The sequence below is a fragment of the Pelagovum pacificum genome (genome assembly GCF_016134045.1).
In the GTDB taxonomy this organism is placed as follows: domain Bacteria; phylum Pseudomonadota; class Alphaproteobacteria; order Rhodobacterales; family Rhodobacteraceae; genus Oceanicola; species Oceanicola pacificus_A.
Genome location: NZ_CP065915.1, coordinates 1,780,033 through 1,800,493 on the forward strand (window position 1 = coordinate 1,780,033; position 20,461 = coordinate 1,800,493).

The 20,461-nt window shown below is 67.9% G+C and carries 24 protein-coding genes; 13 read left to right on the plus strand and 11 right to left on the minus strand.

What is annotated here, in order from left to right:
• Positions 1-107 precede the first annotated feature (107 nt).
• Positions 108-230 (plus strand): hypothetical protein, encoded by a 123-nt coding sequence (locus I8N54_RS20265; RefSeq protein WP_269434054.1) that lies wholly within the window; start codon positions 108-110, stop codon positions 228-230.
• A 247-nt stretch (positions 231-477) separates the two neighbouring features.
• On the opposite strand, the gene I8N54_RS08780 is transcribed toward I8N54_RS20265, so the two are convergent.
• Positions 478-1,893: a methyl-accepting chemotaxis protein gene (locus I8N54_RS08780; RefSeq protein WP_140192926.1), complete on the minus strand. Its 1,416-nt coding sequence runs from the start codon at positions 1,891-1,893 to the stop codon at positions 478-480.
• Between the two features lie 58 nt (positions 1,894-1,951).
• The gene (locus I8N54_RS08785) at positions 1,952-2,395 is read right to left on the minus strand and encodes an iron-sulfur cluster assembly scaffold protein (RefSeq protein WP_140192925.1); all 444 of its coding nucleotides are present in this window, start codon (positions 2,393-2,395) and stop codon (positions 1,952-1,954) included.
• 69 nt (positions 2,396-2,464) lie between these two features.
• Here I8N54_RS08785 and hisI point away from each other — a divergent pair, with 69 nt between their 5' ends.
• Entirely contained in the window at positions 2,465-2,821 is a 357-nt protein-coding gene (gene hisI / locus I8N54_RS08790; RefSeq protein ID WP_140192924.1) for a phosphoribosyl-AMP cyclohydrolase, read from the plus strand.
• Here hisI and I8N54_RS08795 read toward each other — a convergent pair.
• Positions 2,818-3,444: a thiamine phosphate synthase gene (locus I8N54_RS08795; RefSeq protein ID WP_140192923.1), complete on the minus strand. Its 627-nt coding sequence runs from the start codon at positions 3,442-3,444 to the stop codon at positions 2,818-2,820. The two genes, hisI and I8N54_RS08795, sit on opposite strands and share 4 nt — an antisense overlap.
• 66 nt (positions 3,445-3,510) lie before the next feature.
• Complete coding sequence (locus I8N54_RS08800) at positions 3,511-3,840, minus strand: TfoX/Sxy family protein (RefSeq protein WP_140192922.1); 330 nt, start codon at positions 3,838-3,840, stop codon at positions 3,511-3,513.
• 85 nt (positions 3,841-3,925) lie between these two features.
• Here I8N54_RS08800 and I8N54_RS08805 point away from each other — a divergent pair, with 85 nt between their 5' ends.
• The 3 genes from I8N54_RS08805 to I8N54_RS08815 all read left to right on the plus strand — a co-directional run bounded on the left by I8N54_RS08805 (position 3,926) and on the right by I8N54_RS08815 (position 7,724).
• Entirely contained in the window at positions 3,926-4,669 is a 744-nt protein-coding gene (locus tag I8N54_RS08805) for an RNA methyltransferase (RefSeq protein WP_140192921.1), read from the plus strand.
• A gap of 394 nt (positions 4,670-5,063) precedes the next feature.
• Positions 5,064-6,239, plus strand: a complete 1,176-nt coding sequence (gene ctaA / locus I8N54_RS08810) for a heme A synthase (RefSeq protein WP_140192920.1) — start codon at positions 5,064-5,066, stop codon at positions 6,237-6,239.
• Positions 6,240-6,269: 30 nt separating this feature from the next.
• A complete protein-coding gene (locus tag I8N54_RS08815; RefSeq protein ID WP_140195524.1) occupies positions 6,270-7,724 on the plus strand; it encodes a carboxypeptidase M32 in 1,455 nt (484 codons plus the stop codon).
• Positions 7,725-7,768: 44 nt separating this feature from the next.
• Here I8N54_RS08815 and gluQRS read toward each other — a convergent pair whose 3' ends face one another.
• The 3 genes from gluQRS to I8N54_RS08830 form a co-directional block, all read right to left on the minus strand.
• On the minus strand, positions 7,769-8,641 hold the full coding sequence (gene gluQRS, locus I8N54_RS08820) for a tRNA glutamyl-Q(34) synthetase GluQRS (protein ID WP_140192919.1): 873 nt from the start codon (positions 8,639-8,641) through the stop codon (positions 7,769-7,771).
• 133 nt (positions 8,642-8,774) lie between these two features.
• Positions 8,775-10,142 carry a methylenetetrahydrofolate--tRNA-(uracil(54)-C(5))-methyltransferase (FADH(2)-oxidizing) TrmFO gene (trmFO, locus tag I8N54_RS08825; RefSeq protein ID WP_140192918.1) on the minus strand — a complete coding sequence of 456 codons (1,368 nt, stop codon included), beginning with the start codon at positions 10,140-10,142 and terminating at the stop codon, positions 8,775-8,777.
• Positions 10,143-10,180: 38 nt separating this feature from the next.
• Positions 10,181-10,849, minus strand: coding sequence for a hypothetical protein (locus tag I8N54_RS08830; protein WP_140192917.1), 669 nt, complete (start codon positions 10,847-10,849; stop codon positions 10,181-10,183).
• A gap of 309 nt (positions 10,850-11,158) precedes the next feature.
• On the opposite strand from I8N54_RS08830, the gene obgE reads away from it, so the two are divergent.
• The 4 genes from obgE to I8N54_RS08850 are packed head-to-tail and all read left to right on the plus strand — an operon-like array spanning position 11,159 to position 15,403.
• A complete protein-coding gene (gene obgE / locus I8N54_RS08835; protein ID WP_140192916.1) occupies positions 11,159-12,196 on the plus strand; it encodes a GTPase ObgE in 1,038 nt (345 codons plus the stop codon).
• Positions 12,184-13,290 (plus strand): glutamate 5-kinase, encoded by a 1,107-nt coding sequence (gene proB, locus I8N54_RS08840; RefSeq protein ID WP_140192915.1) that lies wholly within the window; start codon positions 12,184-12,186, stop codon positions 13,288-13,290. Before obgE ends, proB begins: the two co-directional genes overlap by 13 nt.
• The gene (locus I8N54_RS08845; protein WP_140192914.1) at positions 13,287-14,099 is read left to right on the plus strand and encodes an aminoglycoside phosphotransferase family protein; all 813 of its coding nucleotides are present in this window, start codon (positions 13,287-13,289) and stop codon (positions 14,097-14,099) included. The genes proB and I8N54_RS08845 overlap by 4 nt, the downstream gene beginning before the upstream one ends.
• A gap of 38 nt (positions 14,100-14,137) precedes the next feature.
• Positions 14,138-15,403, plus strand: a complete 1,266-nt coding sequence (locus I8N54_RS08850; RefSeq protein ID WP_140192913.1) for a glutamate-5-semialdehyde dehydrogenase — start codon at positions 14,138-14,140, stop codon at positions 15,401-15,403.
• Here I8N54_RS08850 and I8N54_RS08855 read toward each other — a convergent pair.
• A complete protein-coding gene (locus tag I8N54_RS08855) occupies positions 15,393-15,980 on the minus strand; it encodes a histidine phosphotransferase family protein (RefSeq protein ID WP_140192912.1) in 588 nt (195 codons plus the stop codon). The two genes, I8N54_RS08850 and I8N54_RS08855, sit on opposite strands and share 11 nt — an antisense overlap.
• A gap of 36 nt (positions 15,981-16,016) precedes the next feature.
• Between I8N54_RS08855 and I8N54_RS08860 the strand changes: the two genes are divergently transcribed.
• The 3 genes from I8N54_RS08860 (at position 16,017) to I8N54_RS08870 (ending at position 17,910) form a co-directional block, all read left to right on the plus strand.
• Complete coding sequence (locus I8N54_RS08860) at positions 16,017-16,202, plus strand: DUF3553 domain-containing protein (protein ID WP_140192911.1); 186 nt, start codon at positions 16,017-16,019, stop codon at positions 16,200-16,202.
• A gap of 116 nt (positions 16,203-16,318) precedes the next feature.
• On the plus strand, positions 16,319-17,086 hold the full coding sequence (locus I8N54_RS08865; protein ID WP_140192910.1) for a GNAT family N-acetyltransferase: 768 nt from the start codon (positions 16,319-16,321) through the stop codon (positions 17,084-17,086).
• The gene (locus I8N54_RS08870) at positions 17,083-17,910 is read left to right on the plus strand and encodes a lysophospholipid acyltransferase family protein (RefSeq protein WP_231592395.1); all 828 of its coding nucleotides are present in this window, start codon (positions 17,083-17,085) and stop codon (positions 17,908-17,910) included. The genes I8N54_RS08865 and I8N54_RS08870 overlap by 4 nt, the downstream gene beginning before the upstream one ends.
• Positions 17,911-17,919: 9 nt before the next feature.
• Here I8N54_RS08870 and I8N54_RS08875 read toward each other — a convergent pair whose 3' ends face one another.
• Complete coding sequence (locus I8N54_RS08875) at positions 17,920-18,801, minus strand: cytochrome c (RefSeq protein ID WP_140192909.1); 882 nt, start codon at positions 18,799-18,801, stop codon at positions 17,920-17,922.
• On the minus strand, positions 18,801-19,259 hold the full coding sequence (locus I8N54_RS08880; RefSeq protein ID WP_140192908.1) for a c-type cytochrome: 459 nt from the start codon (positions 19,257-19,259) through the stop codon (positions 18,801-18,803). Before I8N54_RS08880 ends, I8N54_RS08875 begins: the two co-directional genes overlap by 1 nt.
• A 99-nt stretch (positions 19,260-19,358) precedes the next feature.
• On the opposite strand from I8N54_RS08880, the gene I8N54_RS08885 reads away from it, so the two are divergent.
• Positions 19,359-20,225, plus strand: coding sequence for a LysR family transcriptional regulator (locus tag I8N54_RS08885; protein WP_140192907.1), 867 nt, complete (start codon positions 19,359-19,361; stop codon positions 20,223-20,225).
• A 2-nt stretch (positions 20,226-20,227) separates the two neighbouring features.
• Here I8N54_RS08885 and I8N54_RS08890 read toward each other — a convergent pair whose 3' ends face one another.
• A complete protein-coding gene (locus tag I8N54_RS08890; RefSeq protein ID WP_140192906.1) occupies positions 20,228-20,419 on the minus strand; it encodes a hypothetical protein in 192 nt (63 codons plus the stop codon).
• Positions 20,420-20,461 lie beyond the last annotated feature (42 nt).

Here is a 20,461-nt window from a genome sequence, read left to right on the forward strand (position 1 = left end):
TCGCGGAACATTTTGTTCACGTTTGTTCTCAAAAAGTTCTTGCCACGTTAACTTGGTTATGAGAACAAAGGAGCAACAAAGAGCAACGCAAGACAAGGAGACATCGGATGGCGAAAGAGCTGAAATCTGCGATCACCCGCTCCCGGGACACGATCCTCGGCGATGCCATCGGTGCGGTGTCCCTTGCCGTGATGCTGTTTGTTGGTCTGTCCCTGCCAGGATTGATCTGATCTGCCCGGCCAATCGCGCCGATCCGCCATTCGCGTCCACGCCTGTCCCGGACGCTGACTTCGAACTGGTCTTGCCTGTTTCCGGTTCGACGGGGTTGCCTCCCCCGCTGGCGGGTTATCGGGTCCCACGCGACACGGCCTCTGCCTGCCGCCGCCATCCTGTCCCGGATGTGCGGCGGTTTTTCTTTTTGCGACCAGCGGTATTGGGCAGCGATTTTTCTGACGAAAAATCAGCGTCGTCCGACCGTCACGCGTGATAGGCGAAGCGCAGTCCGCCCCAGTGGCGACCGCGCGCGCGGATCGGAGCGGACAGATCCTTCATCAGTTTGAAGCTGCCGCCGCCCATGTCCCGCCGGTAGACCTGAAGGAGGAAGGGCTGCTGGTTCCTTCCCGCCTTCAGGCCCACGCGGTCGTCGAACAGCCGCCTGTTGCGACAGTTCGCCGTGTTCCAGACAGGATCGGACCCCTGCGGCTGCGAGAATTTCCGGTTGTGGGTCGGCAGGTAGCCATTGCGGTCGACCGCGGCGCAGAAGACGACGCGCGGGTCGAAGCGCAGCGCCTCTTCCTGGATCGGCGGCAACACGCGATCGGTGAATGCCGTGAAGGGGGCGATCAGCTGTGGCGGATCGGTGCCGGGGATCGGGTCGTAGCGGTGATCGAACAGCGCGGCCTCGGTAATGGCGCCGCTGTCGATGCCATCTTCGAACGCCTCGCAGACGCGGGCGGAAAAGCCGAGAAGTGCCTCGATGAAATGGCTGTCTTCCCCCGCACCGCCGATGCGGACGGCGCGTTGCACGAGCGCTTCGCTCTGATCGATAAGACCGTGCACGCGGTCGCGCGCATCGCCGACCCCGCCGGATGTTCGCTGGGCCGCCCCAGCGATCCCTTCGAAGGCCGGACGGAAGAGTTCGACCGCATCGCTTACCCGCCCGGCGGCGTCGGCCATGCCGGCGGTGGTGACGGCGCTGTCGCGGACCCGATCATCCAGTTCGGTCAGGGCCGTTTCGGTGACCGCGCTGTTCTCGATCACCGCGCGGGCGAGGGACGCGATCTCCGTCGCTTCGTTGCATAGGACGGAGATCACCTGCTCCAGCCCCGCGACGGTGCCTGTGATCGACTGTGCCGCGGCGCCGGTTTCCTGGCTGAGCTGCTTGATCGCGTCGGCGACGACGCCGAAGCCGCGACCGTCGTCGCCGGCGCGGACCGCTTCGATCTTGGCGTTGATGGCGAGGAGGTTCACCTGCCTTGCGATGGAGGTGATCTGGTCGTTCGTCCGTGTCACCGCGTCGAGCTGCGTGACGACGGCCTGCATCCGATTGTCGACTGCGCTGACCCAGCCGGCGACCTGCTGGTTCTGGCGATCGGACGCGCGCAGAGCCTCGGCCGTGCCGGCCATCTTCAGGCGCGTTTCCTCCGACAGTCGGTTTACCCGGTCGATGGCGACCCGCATGGCGCTATTCGCCGTCTCGATGGCCGAAGCGCTTTCGGTCACGGTGCGCAGCGCGCCCACCTGACCGCGGGCGTGGGCCTCGACATCGTCGAGGAAGCCGGCGACATCGACGATGTCGAACCCGATCTTCGAGGCGCCCGCCGCAATGGCGTCGAGGTCCGCCTTGTCAGGGACGGCAATACCGCCATCCGGCCGAGGGGTGTGCTGGTTCATGGTCTCTCCGCTCGTCAGAGAGACTAGACTGGCGACCTTTCCATTCCGTGAACGCCGCTCAGGAAACCTTCACTTCGCCGAGCGCGGCGAGCGTCGCCTCGAGCGCGAGCATGATCGAAGCGTGGCGGTTCTTGTAGTCGCGGGCGGGCTCCAGCACTTCGAGCCCGTCGAACGGGGCGGAGGGGGGCGGGCCGCCCTCCTTGAGCATCGCGAGCATTTCGTCCCGGGCCCGGCGGATCTCCTCCTCGGTCCGGCCGACGACGTTCGCGCCGACAACGGCGGCTGCCGCTTGGCCGAGGGCGCAGGCCTTCACATCCTGCGCGTAGTCGGTGATCACGCCATCCTCGACCTTCAGATCGACCGTGATGGTGGAGCCGCACAGCGGCGAGCGCTTTCGGACCGACGCGTCAGGCGCCTCCAGCCGGCCGGTGCGCGGCATGTCGGCGGCAAGCGCGAGGATCTTGCCCGAGTAGAGCTTGATCATGTCGGTATCGTCGCTCATGTCGTGGACTCCTGTTGGCGTGACCCCGTAGATAGGCCCGATGCGGCCCGGTGCAAAGGAAATCGACCCATGTCCTTCGATCCCTCGACGCTTCGTTACAACGAGGCCGGACTGATCCCCGCGATCGCGCAGGAGGCCGAGACCGGCGAGGTCCTCATGATGGCCTGGATGAACGCCGCCTCGATCGAGCGCACGCTGGAGGAGGGCCGCGTCGTTTACTGGTCGCGCTCGAGGGGCGAATTCTGGCGCAAAGGCGACACCTCTGGTCACGTGCAGGAGCTGGTCGAACTGCGCTTCGATTGCGATGCGGACTGCCTGTTGCTCCAGGTGCGACAGGTCGGCGCGGCCTGTCACACGGGCCGCCGGAACTGCTTCTACCGCGCGGTGCGGGACGGGGACGTGGTCGAGATCGCCGCGCCGCTCTAGCGGGAGGCGGCGACCAGCGCATCAAGGGTTTTGACCGGGTCCTCGGTGCTCCAGATCTCGTCGCCGAGGCCGAGGAAGTCGGCAAAGGGCGCGAGCGTGCGGATCAGTCCCTCATCGAGCGCGCCTTCTGCGACGACGGGCACCTCGATCATCTGGGACCACCACTCGAAAAGCTCCCTCTCCGCCAGCCTGCCGTCGCCGAGCGCGGTCGCCCCGACGGGGCCGAAGGAGACATAATCCGCGCCGAGTTCGCCCGCGGTCATGCCGTCGTGCCGGGAGGTGCCGCAGAAGGCCCCGACGATCGCATCGTCGCCGAGCGCCTTGCGCATCGACTTCACCGAGCGGGCGGAATCCATCAGGTGGATGCCATCGAGGCCGAGCCGTTCGGCCAGCAGCGCATGCGTGTCGATGACGAGCGCGACGTCCCGGGCGTGACAGACTTCGCGCAGTGCATCGGCGGCGCGGGAGATACGGTCCTCGTCCCGGGTGGCGAGGGCCAGCCGCACGCAGGCCACCGGCGTGGCGTCGAGGCAGGCGGCAAGCCTGTCGGGATAGCTCGAGAGTTCGAATTCCGGCGGGGAAATCAGGTAGATCTGCGGCTGGTCCGGCGTGTCGTCGGTCATGGTCTTCCCGGCGGGCTGTCTGAAGTCGCGCCCTCCTAGCAGGGAACGTCGGGGCAGGGAAGCGGGCTACTTCGGCGGCAGCGTGGCGAGGTTGGCGCGTACCAGCGCCATCAGCCGGCCCCGCCGGTCGTCGTCGGCGATACAGTCGAGGTCGGCGCGCACGAAACCGCCCATGCGGCGCCCCGCGTGGATCATCGGGATGACGCCGTCGATCGCGGCCGCTTCGTCCTCGTGCTGCTTGCCGACCCGGAACATACCGCGCTCTGCGGTGATGCCGCAGGCCATGTTGCCGTCGACCATGAAGCACAGGCCGCCGAACATCCGCTTCTCCGTGAGGCCGGGCAGGTCGGCGAGGTCCTCGCGCAGCGTTTCGGCAGAGCCTTCGTCATGGGCCATGCGGGCCTCCTTCGCGGGCGGCGGCTTGTCTTGCCGGCGATTGTGCGCCACCTAGCCGGAATTCGCCATGCTGGAGTGAGTTTCGATGCCGACCGATACGCCGCAACCCGCCTTCGTCCTGCTGCGCCCGCAGATGGGCGAGAACATTGGTGCGGCGGCGCGGGGGATGTGGAACTTCGGGCTCGACCGGATGCGGATCACGGCGCCACGCGACGGCTGGCCGAACCAGAAGGCGGTCGCGATGGCGAGTGGTGCGGGTCGGCTGTTGGACGAGGCGCAGATGTATGGCTCGACGGCGGAGGCGGTGGCGGATTGCCACTATGTCTACGCCACGACGGCGCGTCCGCGCGAGTTGACCAAGCCGGTGCTGACGCCCGAGGCCGCGCTTGCCGACGCCGCGACCCGGATCGGGCGGGGCGAGAAAGTCGCCGTGATGTTCGGCCCCGAGCGGGCGGGCATGGAGAACGAGGACATCGCGCAGGCCTCGGCGATCATCTCGGTCCCGGTGAACCCGGAGTTCCCGTCGCTCAACCTCGCCCAATGCGTGCTGCTCTGCGCGTACGAGTGGCGGCGGGCCGTGACGGACACGCCGGCGGAGCGGCTGGAAGGGCAGCGCACGGAACTGGCCGAGCGGGTCGAGGTCGAAAAGCTCGGCGATCACTACGAGGAGCGGCTCGAGGAGGCGGGGTTCTTCTATCCCGAAGCGAAGGGCGGCGCGATGCGGCTGAACCTGCGCAACCTCTGGTCACGGATGCCGCTGACCCGCGCGGATGTGCAGATGCTGCACGGGATCATGCGCCAGATGGTGCGCTGGAAGGACCGGGACTGACTCCTCGTCTCCCGGCTGGTTTGATCCGGCGGAGCACCTGCGGTGCACATTGGGAGCCCTCCCTCCGGTCGGGCGGAGCGAGGGGGCTGTCTGCCCCCTCTGGGCCTGCGGCCCATTCACCCCCGAGAGGTACTTGTGGCCAGATGACAGGGAGAGGTTGCGTTAAGGACAATGCGCGCACTCTCTCTAATGGCCGCAGAGACCTCGCGCCGGAGGCTCCGAAGGACGACGCGGGGCCTTCCATCCGGACAATCCGGACCAGCGCATCCCCCTCTGGCCCGCGACAGATGTCCTGCCGGGGCCAGCGGCAGGCAAGCTGACGCAGGCGCGGCGGGTCGCCTTGTTTCCCGGCGCGGTGCGGCCTAGCTTGCCGCCGAAACGAACAGGACGTCCCATGGCCCAGAAACCCAAGTCCCGAACGAACCGGGCGATCTTCGAGGAAGTCGGAACCGGCGAGCGGCAGGTGGCTGCGGCGACCGGCAGCATCGACAAGGGCGGGCAGGGCGCGCGCGGCGCGGTCCGGCTCTGGCTGATGCTGATCTTCGCGCTTGTCGCCGCGATGATCCTCGTCGGTGGGCTGACGCGGCTGACGGACAGCGGACTGTCGATCACCGAATGGGCGCCCGTCTCGGGTGCGCTGCCGCCGATGTCGGAGGCCGACTGGCAGGCGGAGTTCGAGCGCTACCAGCAGATCCCGCAGTTCACGGAGCTGAATTCCGACATGGACCTTGCCGGGTTCAAGTCGATCTACTGGTGGGAATGGGGTCACCGACAGCTTGGCCGGGTCATCGGACTTGTCTGGGCGATCGGTTTCTTCGGGTTTCTCGCGACCCGCACCATGCCGCGCGGCTGGTCGGGGCGACTGCTCGGTCTTGGCGCCCTCGGTGGGGTGCAGGGGGCGATCGGCTGGTGGATGGTGCATTCCGGTCTGCAGGAGGGGATGCTGTCGGTCGCGTCCTACCGGCTGGCGATCCACCTCGGCCTCGCCTTCGTGATCTTCGGCTTCATCACGTGGTACGTGATGCGGCTGTCGCGGCGGGAGGCCGACCTGCTGCAGGCCCGGCGCAGCGGACAGGCGAAGCTGTTCTCGATGTCCACCGGGCTGATGCATTTCGCGTTCCTGCAGATCCTGCTCGGCGCGCTGGTCGCCGGGATCGACGCGGGCCGCGACTTTCCGAGCTGGCCGTTGATGGCGGGACAGATCATTCCACCCGATCCGTTCTACGTCCCCGACGGCGCGGGCGGCAGTCTGCCGGCATGGCGGGCATTCTTCGAGAACGCGGGACTGGTGCAGTTCATCCACCGCACCTCGGGCTACCTGCTGTTCATCTTCGGCGTCATCGTCTGGCTGCGCGGGCGCCGCTCGCCGATGGCGCGGACGCGGTTCGCCTTCAATGCCGTGTTCAGCGCGCTGCTTCTGCAGATCGTGATCGGCATCGTCACCGTGCTCTATGCCGCGCCGCTGCCGCTCGGCATCCTGCACCAGGGCATGGCCGTGCTGCTTTGGGTCCTGATCCTGCGCGCGCGCTTCCTTGCTCGCTATCCCCATGTCCAATCGGTGAGAGACTGACCTGTGCCCCAGACCCCCTATGACGAGCTGATGGCGTTCCAGCGCGAGACCGAGGCCCTAGGACAAGTATCCGGCCGGCTTGGCTGGGACCAGGAGACGATGATGCCGCGCGGCGCGGCCGAGCAGCGCTCCGAGGAGATGGCCGCGATGGAGACGGTGCTGCACGCGCGGCGCACCGATCCGCGTGTCGGCGAGTGGCTGGCGGCGATCGACGGCGCGGCACTCGATGCCGCCGGGCAGGCGCAGCTGCGGCTGATCCGCCGGTCTTACGAGCGGGCGGTGAAGGTGCCGGCGCGGCTGTCGGTGGAGCTCGCCCGCGTGACGTCGCGCAGCCAGGGTATCTGGGCGCAGGCGCGGGCGGACGGCGACTTCGCCGCCTTCGCGCCGACGCTGGCGGAGGTCGTTTCGCTGAAGCGCGAGGAAGGCGCGGCGCTCGCGGCGGAGGGGGACGTCTATGACGCCATGCTTCAGGATTACGAGCCGGGCGCGACGGCGGATCAGCTCGATGCCATGTTCGGCGCACTGCGGCCACGCCTCGTCGCGCTTCGCGAGGCGGTGCTGGCACAGGAAAAACCGGCTGCGCTGACTGGCGAATTCGACGACGCCGTGCAGATGAAGCTGACGCGCAAGATCGCCGAGACCTTCGGGTACGACATGACGCGGGGCCGGGTCGACAAGGCGGTGCACCCGTTCTCCTCAGGCTCCGGGCAGGACGTGCGGATCACCACGCGGACCAACCCGGCCGATCCGTTCAACTGCATCTACTCGACCATTCACGAGGTCGGCCATGGCTCCTACGAGCAGAACATCGATGCCGCCTACTTGCTGACGCCGCTTGGCAACGGCGTGTCGATGGGCGTTCACGAAAGTCAGAGCCGGATCTACGAGAACCAGCTCGGCCGGAGCCATGCCTTCACCAGCTTCCTGTTCGGCGAGATGAAACAGGCGTTCGGCGAGATGAACCTTGCCGATGCCGAGGCCTTCTACCGCGCCGTGAACCGGGTCGACGGCGGTTTCATCCGGACCGAAAGCGACGAGGTGCAGTACAACCTGCACATCCTGCTGCGCTACGATCTGGAGCGTGCCCTGATCGGCCGGTCGCTGGAGGTCGCCGACCTCGAGGCGGCGTGGAACGAGCGGTTCGAGAAGGACTTCGGCTACGCTGTCGACAAGCCCTCGAACGGGGTGCTGCAGGACGTCCACTGGTCGCTGGGGCTGTTCGGCTACTTCCCGACCTATACGCTCGGCAACGTCTATGCCGGGTGCCTGCACGAGGCGCTCAGGGCCGATGTGCCTGATCTCGACGCGCGACTGGCGGAGGGCGATACCTCGCCGGCGACGACATGGCTGCGCGAGAAGCTGCAGGTGTTCGGCGGCCTGCGGGAGCCGCGGGCGACGATCGAACATGCAACCGGGGCGGCACCGTCCGAGGAACCGCTTCTGGCCTATCTCGAAGCGAAGTTCGGAGATATTTACGGGCTTTGACGATGGCGCGGGCGTCGGGGTAACCCGATCTTCAGCCCGCGCTGCTATCGAATTTTCGTCGAAAATTCTGGGAACTGGAGGGCGATCTTCGCGCGGATGTCTTGCGGGGTGAGCCCGTCGTCGCGGTAGGTAGCGATGGCGCGCGCATCGTCGCGCTTGGCGAGGCGGCGGCCCGCGTCGTCGCGGACCAGATCGTGATGGTCGTAATCCGGTGTCGGCAGGCCGAGCAGAGCCTGTAGCAGGACCTGCACCGGTGTTGCATCGAACAGGTCGGCCCCGCGCACGACCTCCGTCACGCCTTGCAACGCATCGTCGTGGACGACGGCGAGGTGATAGGCGACCGCCCCGTCGCGCCGGCTGAGGACGATGTCGCCAGTACCTTCGATCAGCGAGTCAGGGTCGATATCGTGCTGACCCTGACGGAGCCGACCGTGCTCGAGGAACGACAGCGCCCCCGGTATCGTGGCAAGCGCCTTTCGGATATCGAGCCGCAGCGCGTCGCCGGGCCGGCGGCTTTCCATCGACCGTCCACGACAGGTGCCGGGGTAGACCAACCCGTCGGGGCCGGTCGCGAGCGCGCCTTCCTGCGGGGCGGACAGCGCAGCCCGGATGTCACCGCGCGTGCAGGAGCAGGGGAAGACGAGCCCGCGTGCGGCCAGCCTGTCGATCGCCTGACCGTATTCGGACAGGTGTTCGGATTGACGGCGGACCGGTCGCGACCAGTCGAGGCCGAGCCACGCGAGATCTTCGAAGATCTGCGCGTCCCACTCGGGTTTCGAGCGGTCCTGGTCCAGGTCCTCGATCCGCAGAAGGAACGTGCCGCCGGCCTCTTGCGCGCGGCGCCAGGCGGTGATCGCGGAGAAGGCGTGGCCGAGGTGGAGCGGCCCCGTTGGCGAGGGCGCGAAGCGGGTGATCATCGCGAGGCGGGCTGGCGGTGGTCGAGGCCCTGATAGGGGCAGATCGCGCCGGTTGGGGTCGCGGCGCACCCGCACAGCTGTTCGATCCGGACTGACATGGCAAACGCCTCCCGTTGTCCTGACCTTACCGGTGTCAGGCGGCCCCAGCTTCTTCCGTCGGGGCGGTCACGGCGAGCCACGCCTGCCAATCGGCCTTGGCGCGATCCGTGTAAGCCTTGTAGCGGTCCTTGCGGCCGCGTCGTCCGCCCTTCACGCCATCGAGCGGCGGGAACAGGCCGAAGTTCACGTTCATCGGCTGGAAGGTCTTCGCCTCGGCACCGCCGGTGATGTGCGTGACCAGCGCGCCGATTGCCGTCGTGGACGGCACGGGTGGCAGGCTGTGGCCCGTCATCTCGGCAATCGCGAGGCGGCCGGCGAGAAGGCCCATGGAGGCGCTTTCAACGTAACCTTCAACGCCAGTGATCTGACCGGCGAACCGGATATTGGGACGGGAGCGCAGGCGCATCTGCTCGTCCAGCAGGGTCGGCGAGTTCAGGAACGTGTTGCGGTGAATGCCGCCGAGCCGCGCGAAGGACGCCTCGGAAAGGCCCGGGATCATTCGGAAAACTTCCGTCTGGGCCCCGTACTTCATCTTCGTCTGGAAGCCAACGATGTTGTAGAGCGTGCCAAGCGCGTTGTCCCGCCGCAGCTGGACGACGGCATAGGCCTTTTCCTCGGGCTTGTGGCTGTTGGTGAGGCCGATCGGTTTCATCGGGCCGTGACGCAGCGTCTCGCGGCCGCGTTCGGCCATGACCTCGATCGGCAGGCAGCCGTCGAAATAGCCGGCCGTCTCGCCCTCGTGGAACACGGTCTTGTCGGCAGCGAGGAGCGCGTCGATGAAGGCCTCGTACTGGGCCTTGTCCATCGGGCAGTTGATGTAGGCCTTCTGTTCGGCCTCCGTCTCGCCCTTGTCGTAGCGGGACTGTTCCCACGCGACGGACATGTCGATGCTCTCGGCATAGACGATGGGGGCGATGGCGTCGAAGAAGGCGAGCGCCTCGGTCCCTGTCTCGGCGCGGATCGCCTCGGCCAGATTGCCGGAGGTCAGCGGGCCCGTGGCGATGATCCACTGGCCGTCGGTGGGCAGCTCGGTGATTTCCTCGCCCGAGACCTCGATCAGCGGGTGGGCGCGCAGACGCTCGGTCACGCCGGCCGAGAAGGCGTCGCGGTCGACGGCAAGCGCACCGCCGGCGGGCAGACGGTGCTCGTCGGCCATCTCCATCAGGAGGCCGCCGGCCTGGCGCATCTCCCAATGGAGCAACCCGACGGCGTTCTGCTCGTCGTCGTCCGAACGGAACGAGTTGGAGCAGACCATCTCGGCGAGGTTGCCGGTCTTGTGGGCGAAGGTTTCGACGGTGGGGCGCATCTCGTGGATGACCACGGGAATGCCGGCCTGTGCGGCCTGCCACGCGGCCTCGGATCCGGCCATGCCGCCGCCGACGATATGAAGCTTGTCAGACATGGCGTTCGTCTAACGGAACGCCGTGGCCGAGGGAAGGGTCAGGCGACCGCGTCCTTGCGGCTGTCGGCGAAGATGTTCACGACCTCGGTCTCCTCGGGCGTGTCCATGAAGCGCAGCTTCAGCTTCATCTTCTGGGATTCGGACAGCGGGCCCTGGGACTGTGCCTCGGACTTCAGCGCGGCGAGGCGCTGTTCGAGGGCCGGGTCGAGTGCGCGGTCCGCTTCGAGCTTGGCGCGGCGCGGGGCTCTGCGGGCGAGCGGGCCGATGGTCGTGGTGGCGATCCGGCGCGGGGTGACGCGTTCCCCCACTTCGACCTTGCGGACGGTCGGGGTGCGGCGGACGATCCCGGCGCGGCGCACGCTGGCGCGGTCGCGGGTCATGTAGGTGAGCATCAGCGACGCGACGAGCGCGATGTCCCGCCAGAAGGCGTCGACGCTGGCCGTCGGCGCAGGGCCGTAGGCGGCGATGAAGCTGGACCAGAACACGAGCATGCCGAGCAGGAGCGCGGTCACCCGGATCGCGAGGCCGCAGAGCAGCGCGTAGGCGACGATGAACATCACGGCGCCACCGGTCATCCGGGCGAGGTCCGCGGCCATGAACTGGTCCAGCAGCTCGCTGCCGTTGGTGCCGGAGATCAGTCCGAGGGACGTCGCCATGAAGTAAGAGGCGATCACGATGCGGATCAGGTTCTGACCCGTATTGCGCATGGCGTCCTGTGCTTGGTCCCGGTGGTGTTTCATATGTTCTGCTTCGCCCGTCGAGTGAGAGGTATCGGCAGATGCCGATCTCGTCGTGGAGTTCTTCCTATCTTCGAAGAGACACGTGATTCATGTCCGAATTTGGGCGACAATCGAGCATTGGTGCCACGGTCGTCCGGGTTTCGGGCCCTGACGCTCAACCTGCCGTGAGGTCAAGGCGCTTGTGGCCGGGCTCGTGGGGTCGCCTGCGCTCCGCCCTTGAGTGAAAGGCCCGGCTGAGGTATCGCCCGCTCCTGATTACCGATAGGCGGCCGACTGATGAAATTCCTCGATCTGACCAAGGTCTTTATCCGATCCGGCAGCGGCGGGAACGGCTGCATCTCGTTCCGGCGGGAGAAGTACGTCGAATTCGGCGGCCCGAACGGCGGCGACGGCGGCCGGGGCGGCGATGTCTGGGCTGAGGCGGTCGAAGGGCTGAACACGCTCATCGACTTCCGCTACCAGCAGCATTTCTTCGCCAAGAACGGTCAGGCGGGCATGGGCCGCAACATGACCGGCGCCGACGGCAACGACATCATCCTGCGCGTGCCGGTGGGGACCGAGATCCTCGACGAGGACGAGGAGACGATCATCGCCGACCTGACCGAGGTCGGGGAGCGCGTCCTGCTGGCCAAGGGCGGCAATGGCGGCTGGGGCAACCTGCACTTCAAGTCCGCGACCAACCAGGCGCCGCGCCGCGCCAACCCCGGCCAGCCGGGTGTCGAGCGCGAGCTGTGGCTGCGGCTGAAGCTGATTGCCGATGTCGGCCTTCTCGGCCTGCCGAACGCGGGCAAGTCGACGTTCCTTGCCGCGACGTCCAACGCGCGGCCCAAGATCGCGGATTATCCCTTCACCACGCTGGTGCCGAACCTCGGCGTCGTCGGCGTGGACGGCGTCGAATTCGTGGTCGCCGACATTCCCGGCCTGATCGAGGGCGCGTCCGAGGGCAAGGGACTGGGCGACCTGTTCCTAGGCCACGTGGAGCGCTCCGCCGTGCTGCTGCACCTCGTCGACGGGTCCTCCGGCGATCCGGTGCGGGACTGGCGTACCATCGTGGACGAGATCGAAGCCTATGGCGAAGGCCTCGCCGACAAGCCGCGCGTCACCGTGCTCAACAAGATCGACACGCTGGACGATGAGGAGCGGACCTTCATCGCCAATGAGCTGACCGAAGCCGGCGCCGGCCAGGTTCTGTTGATGTCCGGCGTGTCGGGCGAGGGCACGGTCGACGTGCTGCGCGCGCTCAGGTCGCAGATCGACGAGGACCGGCTGCGGCGCAAGCCCGCCCCCGAGGAGGACGAGCCGTGGGAGCCCTGAGCGGCGCCCGCCGGGTCGTCGTCAAGATCGGCTCGGCGCTTCTGGTCGACCGCCAAAGCGGCGCGCTGCGCGGCGAGTGGCTGCTGTCGCTTGCCGAGGACGTCGCGGCGCTGCGAAAACAGGGCAAGGACGTGATCCTGGTCTCCTCGGGGTCGATCGCGCTCGGGCGCGGCGTGCTCGGGCTGGGGCAGGGAGCGCTTCCGCTGGAGCAGAGCCAGGCCGCCGCCGCCGTCGGTCAGATCCGACTGGCGCGCGCCTATGAAGAGGCGCTCGCCCCGCACGAGATCGTCACGGCGCAGGTGCTGGTCACGCTTGAGGACAGCGCCAACCGTCGCCGCTACCTGAACTCGCGCGCGACGCTGGAGACGCTGCTTTCGCTCGGCGTCACGCCCATCGTGAACGAGAACGACACCGTCGCGACGGACGAGATTCGCTATGGCGACAACGACCGACTCGCGGCGCAGGTCGCTGTCACGACCGGAGCCGACGCGCTGGTTCTGCTGTCGGACGTTGATGGCTTCTATACCGCCAACCCGGCGGAGGATCCGACGGCGACCCATTACCCCGTGATCGACCGCATCACGCCCGAGATCGAGGCGCAGGCGGGAGACGCCGGGTCCGGACTGTCAAAGGGTGGCATGAAGACCAAGCTGATGGCCGCCCGAACCGCGACGGAGGCGGGCTGTGCGCTTGCCATCACGCTCGGCTCGCCGCTGAACCCCCTCGCCGGGCTGGAGCAGGGCGTCCGCGCGACCTGGTTCACCGCACAGACCACACCGCAGGCGGCGCGAAAACGCTGGATTGCGGCGATGAAGCCGAAGGGCGAGCTGACGGTCGACGACGGCGCCGCCGCCGCGCTCCGGCAAGGCAAGAGCCTGCTGCCCGCCGGGGTCACGGTGGTCAGCGGCACGTTCGATCGGGGCGATCCGGTCGTGGTGCTCGACGCGTCTGGGGCGCGGCTGGCCGTCGGCCTGACCCGCTACACCGCGGCCGAGACCCGCGCGATCCGGGGCCACCGGACGGACGAGATCGAGCACCTGCTTGGCTACAAGGGCCGGAGCGTCCTCCTGCATCGCGACGACATGGTGTCATGACGGGCGACCGCCTGCCCGGGCTGCAGGCGCGGTGGGGGCTTACCGATCCGACGCTGGTGGTCGAGACGCACTCCAGCCTGATCTATCGGGACGGGGCGCGCTGCCTGAAGCTTCTGAAGCCCGCGGGACTGGAAGAGATGTCGGGCGCGGCGCTGCTCGACTGGTGGAACGGTGACGGCGCGGTCCGACTGATCGACCGGTCCGAAGATGCCATGTTGCTCGACTGGATCGAGGGCCCGCCGCTCGGCGACCGGGTCCGGGCTACGGGGGACGGAGGCACGTTCGACGGGCTGGCCGATCTCATCCTGCGCCTGCAGGCACCGCGCGAGGCGCCAGTGCCCGAACTGACGTCCGTCGAGCGCCATATCGGGCAGTTGTTCGAGATGAGGGACGCCGACCTCGACCGCCCGAAGGCGCTGGCGCGGGACCTTCTCGCCACCGTGCCGCACGAGGTGCCGCTTCATGGTGATCTGCATCACGAGAATATCCTCGAAGGGTGGGACGGCTGGGTCGTGATCGACCCGAAAGGCCTGGTCGGCGATCCGGCCTTCGAATGCGCCAACCTGTTCCGCAATCCCGAAGGGCGCCTCGACCTCGCGATCGACCCGGCGCGTGGCGACCGCTTGGCGGAGACCTTGAGCACGCGGCTCGGTCATCCGAAGGGCCGGATCCTGGCATGGGCCGCCGTCCTCTGCGCCGCCTCGCGCAGCTGGAACGCGGTGGCGGGGCGGGACACGACCGACGACCGGCTGCTGCTGTCGGTGTTCCTCGACCTGCATGACCGCGCGGGTGGTTCACTGACCGCCTGACCTGGGCTATTGAGCGGCAACCACCGGGAGAGCGCCCCATGAAAGACAGCGACAACATCGACGCGATGATGGCCGGGATCGGCCGGAACGCCCGCGAAGCTGCGGCGGAGCTCGCGTTCGCCGATCCAGAGCGCAAGGTCGCCGCGCTGATCGGGGGGGCGGACGCGCTCTGGTCCCGCCGGCAGGAGATCCTCGATTCGAACTGCGAGGACCTTGTCTACGGTGAGGAGAAGGGCCTGTCGCCGGCGATGATCGACCGGCTGACGCTGGACGAGTCCCGGATCCGCGCGATGGTCGACGGTTTGCGCACCATTGCCGAGATGAAGGATCCGGTGGGCGAGACGATCGCGGAGTGGGACCGGCCGACCGGCCTGAACATCCGCCGCGTGCGCACGCCGCTCGGCGTGATCGGGGTGATCTACGAATCCCGCCCCAACGTGACCGCCGATGCTGGCGCGCTTTGCCTGAAATCGGGCAACGCGGTAATCCTGCGTGGCGGTTCGGAGAGCTTCCATTCCTCGTCGGCGATCCACGCCTGTCTTGCCACCGGGCTGAAGCAGGCCGGCCTGCCGGAGGCCGCGATCCAGATGGTGCCGACCCGCGACCGCGAGGCCGTGAGCTGGATGCTGAAGGCCTCCGGCGACATCGACGTGATCGTTCCCCGTGGCGGCAAGGGCCTCGTCGGGCTGGTGCAGCGTGAGGCGCGCGTGCCGGTGTTCGCTCACCTCGAAGGCATCTGCCACGTCTACATCGACAAGTGGGCGGACAAGGAAATGGCGGAGAAGATCATCGTCAACGCCAAGACCCGGCGCACCGGCATCTGCGGCTCCGCAGAGTTCCTGCTGATCGACTGGAAGTACTACACAGAGCACGGTCCGCACCTGATCGAGGCGCTGCTGGCCAAGGGCGTGGAGGTCCGCGCCGACAAGGAACTGTCGAAGATCCCCGGCACTGTCCCGGCGACGGACGAGGATTTCGGCAAGGAATTCCTCGACATGGTCATCGCCGCTAAGCTGGTCGACGGTGTGGACGAGGCGATCGGCCATATCCGCAAGTACGGCTCCCAGCATACCGAGGCGATCGTCACCCGCGATCAGCCGACCGCCGACCGCTTCTTCCAGCGGCTCGACAGCGCGATCCTGATGCACAACGCCTCGACCCAGTTCGCGGACGGCGGAGAGTTCGGCATGGGCGCCGAGATCGGCATCGCCACCGGCAAGATGCACGCGCGCGGTCCCGTCGGAGTCGAGCAGCTGACGAGCTTCAAGTATCTCGTCAGCGGCGACGGGACGGTCAGAAGCTGATCGTCGGTGCGCCGTCGGTCCAGTCGACCGTCGGCGTCCGCCCGAGTGCGGACAGCGCACGCGGCAGGACGAGGAACTGGATCTCCGCCGGCTTGAGCCCGCAGGTGGCGGGTGTGCCGTCGAGCAGGGACCAGAGGCTCGGGTCGACGCGCGTCGGGGCGCCCGCTCCGGCGAGGGTCCAGCGGCCCTGCCACTCCGACACGGTGACACGGCCGCTCTTGCCGAGCACCGTTTCGATGCACAGCAGGCCAAGGAACGCGCAGGCCACGAGATCGCGGGAGGCGCCCTCCGGCGCGGCCCAGTCGACCTTCACGAACCCCGTCCGCGCCATCCCGCTCAGGATGTCGGTGACTTCTCGGTTCGGCACCGGTGCCGGGCTCGCCGCCCCGAACGCCAGACGCAGGAACCGCAGACGGGCCGTGGCGGCGAGGGCGCTCTCGCTGACGAGATCGAGTTCGGGCGAGTTGTCGTGCATCATCGACAACAGCTCCAGCCCGTTGCTGATCGCGCTCATCGGGTTGATAACGTCGTGGCAGATACGCGAGGCGATCAGCTCGGCCGGGTTGCTTGTGATCATCTGACCTCCTGATTGGGCCCGAAGGACCCGGATAACGTGAGCGGACTGAACTCCATCCTGCAGCCCGGAATGCTGGTCAGGCACCCGAACCGTCCCGAGTGGGGCGTCGGACAGGTGCAGTCCAACATTGGCGGGCGGATCACCGTCAACTTTCCGGACGAGGGGAAAGTCGTCATCGACGGCAGCCGGGTGTCGCTCGACCTCGTATCGGCCGATCCCTAGCCGAACGCAACCCAAGGTTGCAAGCGGCAATCTGCGGACAAGGGGCCGTTCGGTTGCCAACCGTGTCCGGCTTGCCTATCAGGAGGCCACCTTTTCTGCAGGATCGCCCCAACCCCATGAGCGTGACAGAGCCTGTCTTCCAGCTGCGCCTCGCGGATGGTCCGGCGGATCTCGAAGCGGTCCAACGGCTGCGCTACGAGGTGTTCGTCGAGGAACTGGGCGGCACCGGCGCACTGGTCGACCACGAGCGGCGGCTGGAGCGGGATGCCTTCGACTCCCATGCGCGCCACCTGATGGTGGTGGACGAGACGGCCGGCGGGCGCGTGGTCGGCGTCTATCGCCTGATGGACCGCGAGGATGCGGCGCGGGCCGGGGGCTTCTATTCCGAAAGCGAGTACGACCTGTCGCCGCTGATCGACGGCGGGCGGCGCCTGCTGGAGTTGGGGCGCTCCTGTCTGCACCGCGACTACCGGGGCGGGGCGGCGATGTACCACCTCTGGACCGGGCTCGCCGAGCACGTGGCGCAGACCGGCGCGGAGGTCCTGTTCGGCGTGGCGAGCTTCCACGGCACCGATGTCGACGCGCTCGCCCAGCCCTTGTCGCTGCTGCACCACCGCCACCTCGCACCAGAAGCGAGCCGGGTCCGCGCCCGTGGGGCGGAGGCTGTGGCGATGGATCTGCTCCCGGAGGACCAGATCGACCGGCGCGCCGCGCTTCTGCAGATTCCGGCGCTGATCAAGGCGTATCTGAGGCTCGGCGGCACGGTCGGGCAGGGGGCCTGGGTTGACCGGGCCTTCAACACGACGGACGTCTGCCTCGTGATGGATACCGCCCGGATGAACGACAAGCAGACCCGCCTCTACACGCGCGAGTCGGCGAAGTGAGCGAGGCCTGGTCCTCGGGTGAACCGCCGCCGCACTGGCCGGCTTCTCCGCGCGGCCGACTGATCGCCGCGCTTCGCGCCACGGTGCTGGTGCCGGTGCTGGTGGTGATGTTCCTCCTCCAGCTGCTGTTGCGTCTGATCGAAGGCCCGATCTTCGGCCAGCGGCGGCCGGTCACTCCGTGGATCACGGTGGCCTATTGCCGCTTGGCGCTCCGCGTGCTCGGTTTTCGCGTCCGGCGGGAGGGGCATGTGATGCGCCACCCCGGCGCGATCGTCGCCAATCACACCTCCTGGCTCGACATCTTCTCGCTGAACGCGAGCGGGCCGCTCTATTTCGTCTCCAAGGCGGAGGTCCGGGGCTGGGTCGGGATCGGCTGGCTGGCCCGCGGGACCGGAACGCTTTTTGTTCGCCGCGACCGGCGGGAGGCGCGCGGCCAGGTCGAGACATTCCGCCAGAGGCTCACCGCCGGACATCGCCTGTTGTTCTTCCCCGAGGGCACCTCGACCGACGGGCAGCAGGTGCTCGCCTTCAAGCCGACGCTCTTTGCTGCCTTCTTCGACGACGCCCTGCGGGAGCGGACGTGGATCCAGCCCGTGACCGTCGTCTATCGCGCGCCCGATGACGCGGACCCGAGGCTCTATGGCTGGTGGGGTAACATGGATTTCGGGCCGCACCTGCTCGGCACGCTGACCGCGCATCCGCAGGGCGAGATCACGGTGATCCATCATGACCCGGTGCGCGTGGCGGAGGCCGGCGACCGCAAGACGCTCGCCCGGGCCTGCGAAGAGGTCGTGCGGCGCGGCCTGCTGTCCCGGCTGCGCTAGGCGCGGCGGTCACTGGACCGCCGGCACCGCCTTCAGGTAGGCCGCGATGGCGAGCCGGTCGTCGCCGCTCAGTTGAGCGGTGTTCTGGACGACCTCGGCCATCTCGCCACCGGCGCTGTCGAACTCGGGCGTGAAACCGCTGTTGAGGTATTCCGCGATCTGCTGCTCGGTCCAGGACAGGCCGCCGGAGGTGATGTTGGGGATGCTACCCTCGCCCGAGGGGTTGGGTGCCCCGCCGAGCCAAGCCGACCGGTCCAGCGCTCCGAGCGCGTTTCGTTCCGTGTGGCACTCTGCACAATGCGCCAGCGATTCCACGATGTAGCGGCCGCGCTGCACCTCCGGACTGTCGGCCTCGGAGAGCACGTAGCTGTCGTCCATGAACAGGATCTTCCAGGCGCCAAGACCGCGGCGGATGTTGAACGGGAAGCCGACATCGTGCGGCTGGTTCACCGCGTCCGATGCAGGCAGCGTGCGGATATAGGCGACGATGTCGGCCACGTCCTGCGGGTCCGCCTTGGTGTAGGACGTGTAGGGGAAGGCCGGGTAGAGGTGACCTTCATCGGGCGAGACGCCGTCGCGGACGGCGTGGATGATCTCGCCGTCCGTCCAGTCCCCGATGCCTTCGGGCGAGGGCGAGATGTTGGGCGCGTAGAAGGTGCCGAAGTCCGATTCAAACGCCTGCCCGCCGGCGAGGAGCGGGGCGTCGCCGCCCTCCGCCTCCGGTGCGGTGTGACAGGACGCGCAACCCGCCGCGGCGAAGGTCACGCGGCCTGCCTCGGCGTCACCGACGAGGGTGTCGTACTCCGCCGGCACGGGCGATGGAGCCGTGATGAACCAGCCCGCGACGACGGCGAGCACGATCAGGGCGACGAGCCAGCGGAGGACGCGCATTACTGTTGCTGGCGATAGGTCTGGTGGCAGCCGCCGCAGCCCTGGCCAAGGCCGCCCATGGCGCCTTGCAGCGCTTCGAGGCTTTCACCGGCGGCCTCTTCCATGGCGACCGCCGCCTCGACGAGCGCGGCACGGCTGGCGTCGAAGCCTTCCATGTCTTCCCAGATCGCGGGGAGCGCACGAGTGCCCTCGATCGACTCGCTGTCGGTGCCCTCGGGCCAGTAGGCCTGCTCGGAAATCTCGGCGAGCATCCGCAGGTCGGTCGCGGCGGTGGCGGCCATTTCCGCATCGTACTCGGTATTGCCCTGGGCCATGCCGCCGATGATGCCGAGGTTGTGGGCATAGAGCGACATGTGCGACTGGCGCGCGGCGACGGCCGGGTTCTGGTCCTGCGCGACGGCTGCGGTCGAGCAGAGCGCGGCGGCGATGGAAAGTACGGGAAGAATGCGGGAAGTCATGGTCAAGTCCTCGACATCAAGGGCTGCGATTGATGACCGGAGGGTAGCGGCATGCTAGCACCCCACAAGTGTCAATTTCTGCACGAGGGGTCTTGAGGCTTGCAGAAGGAAAGCTGGGACGACCTGCGTTTCGTGCTCGCCGTCGCCGAAACCGGCTCTGTCGCGGGCGCGGCACGGGAGCTCGGAGTCAACCATGCAACGGTCCTGCGCCGCATCGCGGCGTTCGAGGCGCGCGCCGGTCAGCCGGTCTTCGAGCGGACGCCGCACGGCTACCGTCTGCCACCGGATCAATTCCGCTTGATCGAGGCCGCGCGTGACGTCGCCGCCGCCGTCGACGGGGTGGAGCGCCTCGTTTCCGGGCGGTCTGGTCAGCGGCAGGCGGTGCGGATCACCTCGACCGATACGCTCTGCACGATGATCCTGCCGCCGATCGTGGCGGAGCTCGCGCGGGCGGGCACGCAGATCGACCTGCGCTGCTCGAACCGGCACCTCGATCTGTCGCGAATGCATGCCGACATCACGGTGCGGCCCGCCAAGGCGCTGCCACCCGACCTGACGGGCGAGATCGCGGGGCATCTCGGGCTCGCAACCTATGCCAGCAGCCCGGATGTCTCCGGCTGGCTCACCGCTCAGGGGCCACTTGCGAAATCGGTCGTCGCGGAATGGCAGGCGGATCAGGGCTCGACAGCGGACAGCAGCGGCGGGGCGGACAGCTTCCTCGTCTTGCGGGAACTCGCGGCGCAGGGCCTCGGGCGGACCATGTTGCCCTGTTGCGTGGGCGAGGCGGATCCGCGGCTGGTGCGCATCTCCGATCCCGACCTCGAATTCTCCGTACCGGTCTGGGTGGCCAGCCACGTCGAGCTCGGGGACGTCGCCCGTCTGCGGCAGGTGCGCGAACGGCTGGTCGCCGCGCTCGGTGCGCAATCGCGGTTGTTGTCGAGCGGGCAGGGCCGCGCGGCAGCCTAGTCTCAGTTCTGGATGCGGACCGCGTTGCGTCCGACGCCATCGGTCTGCGCCCAGTCGGGCCAGCCGACGAAGGTGGCGAAACCGGCAATGGCAAGGGTGATAACGATCGCGCCGATGACGAGCTTCACGCGCGATTCCGACGGCGGGCGGTTGGCCCACCGTTTTGCCCGCATCAGCCAGCGCAACTCCTGCATCTTGCTCTCCCGTCATCGGGCGGTTGACGTCACCCATGCCAC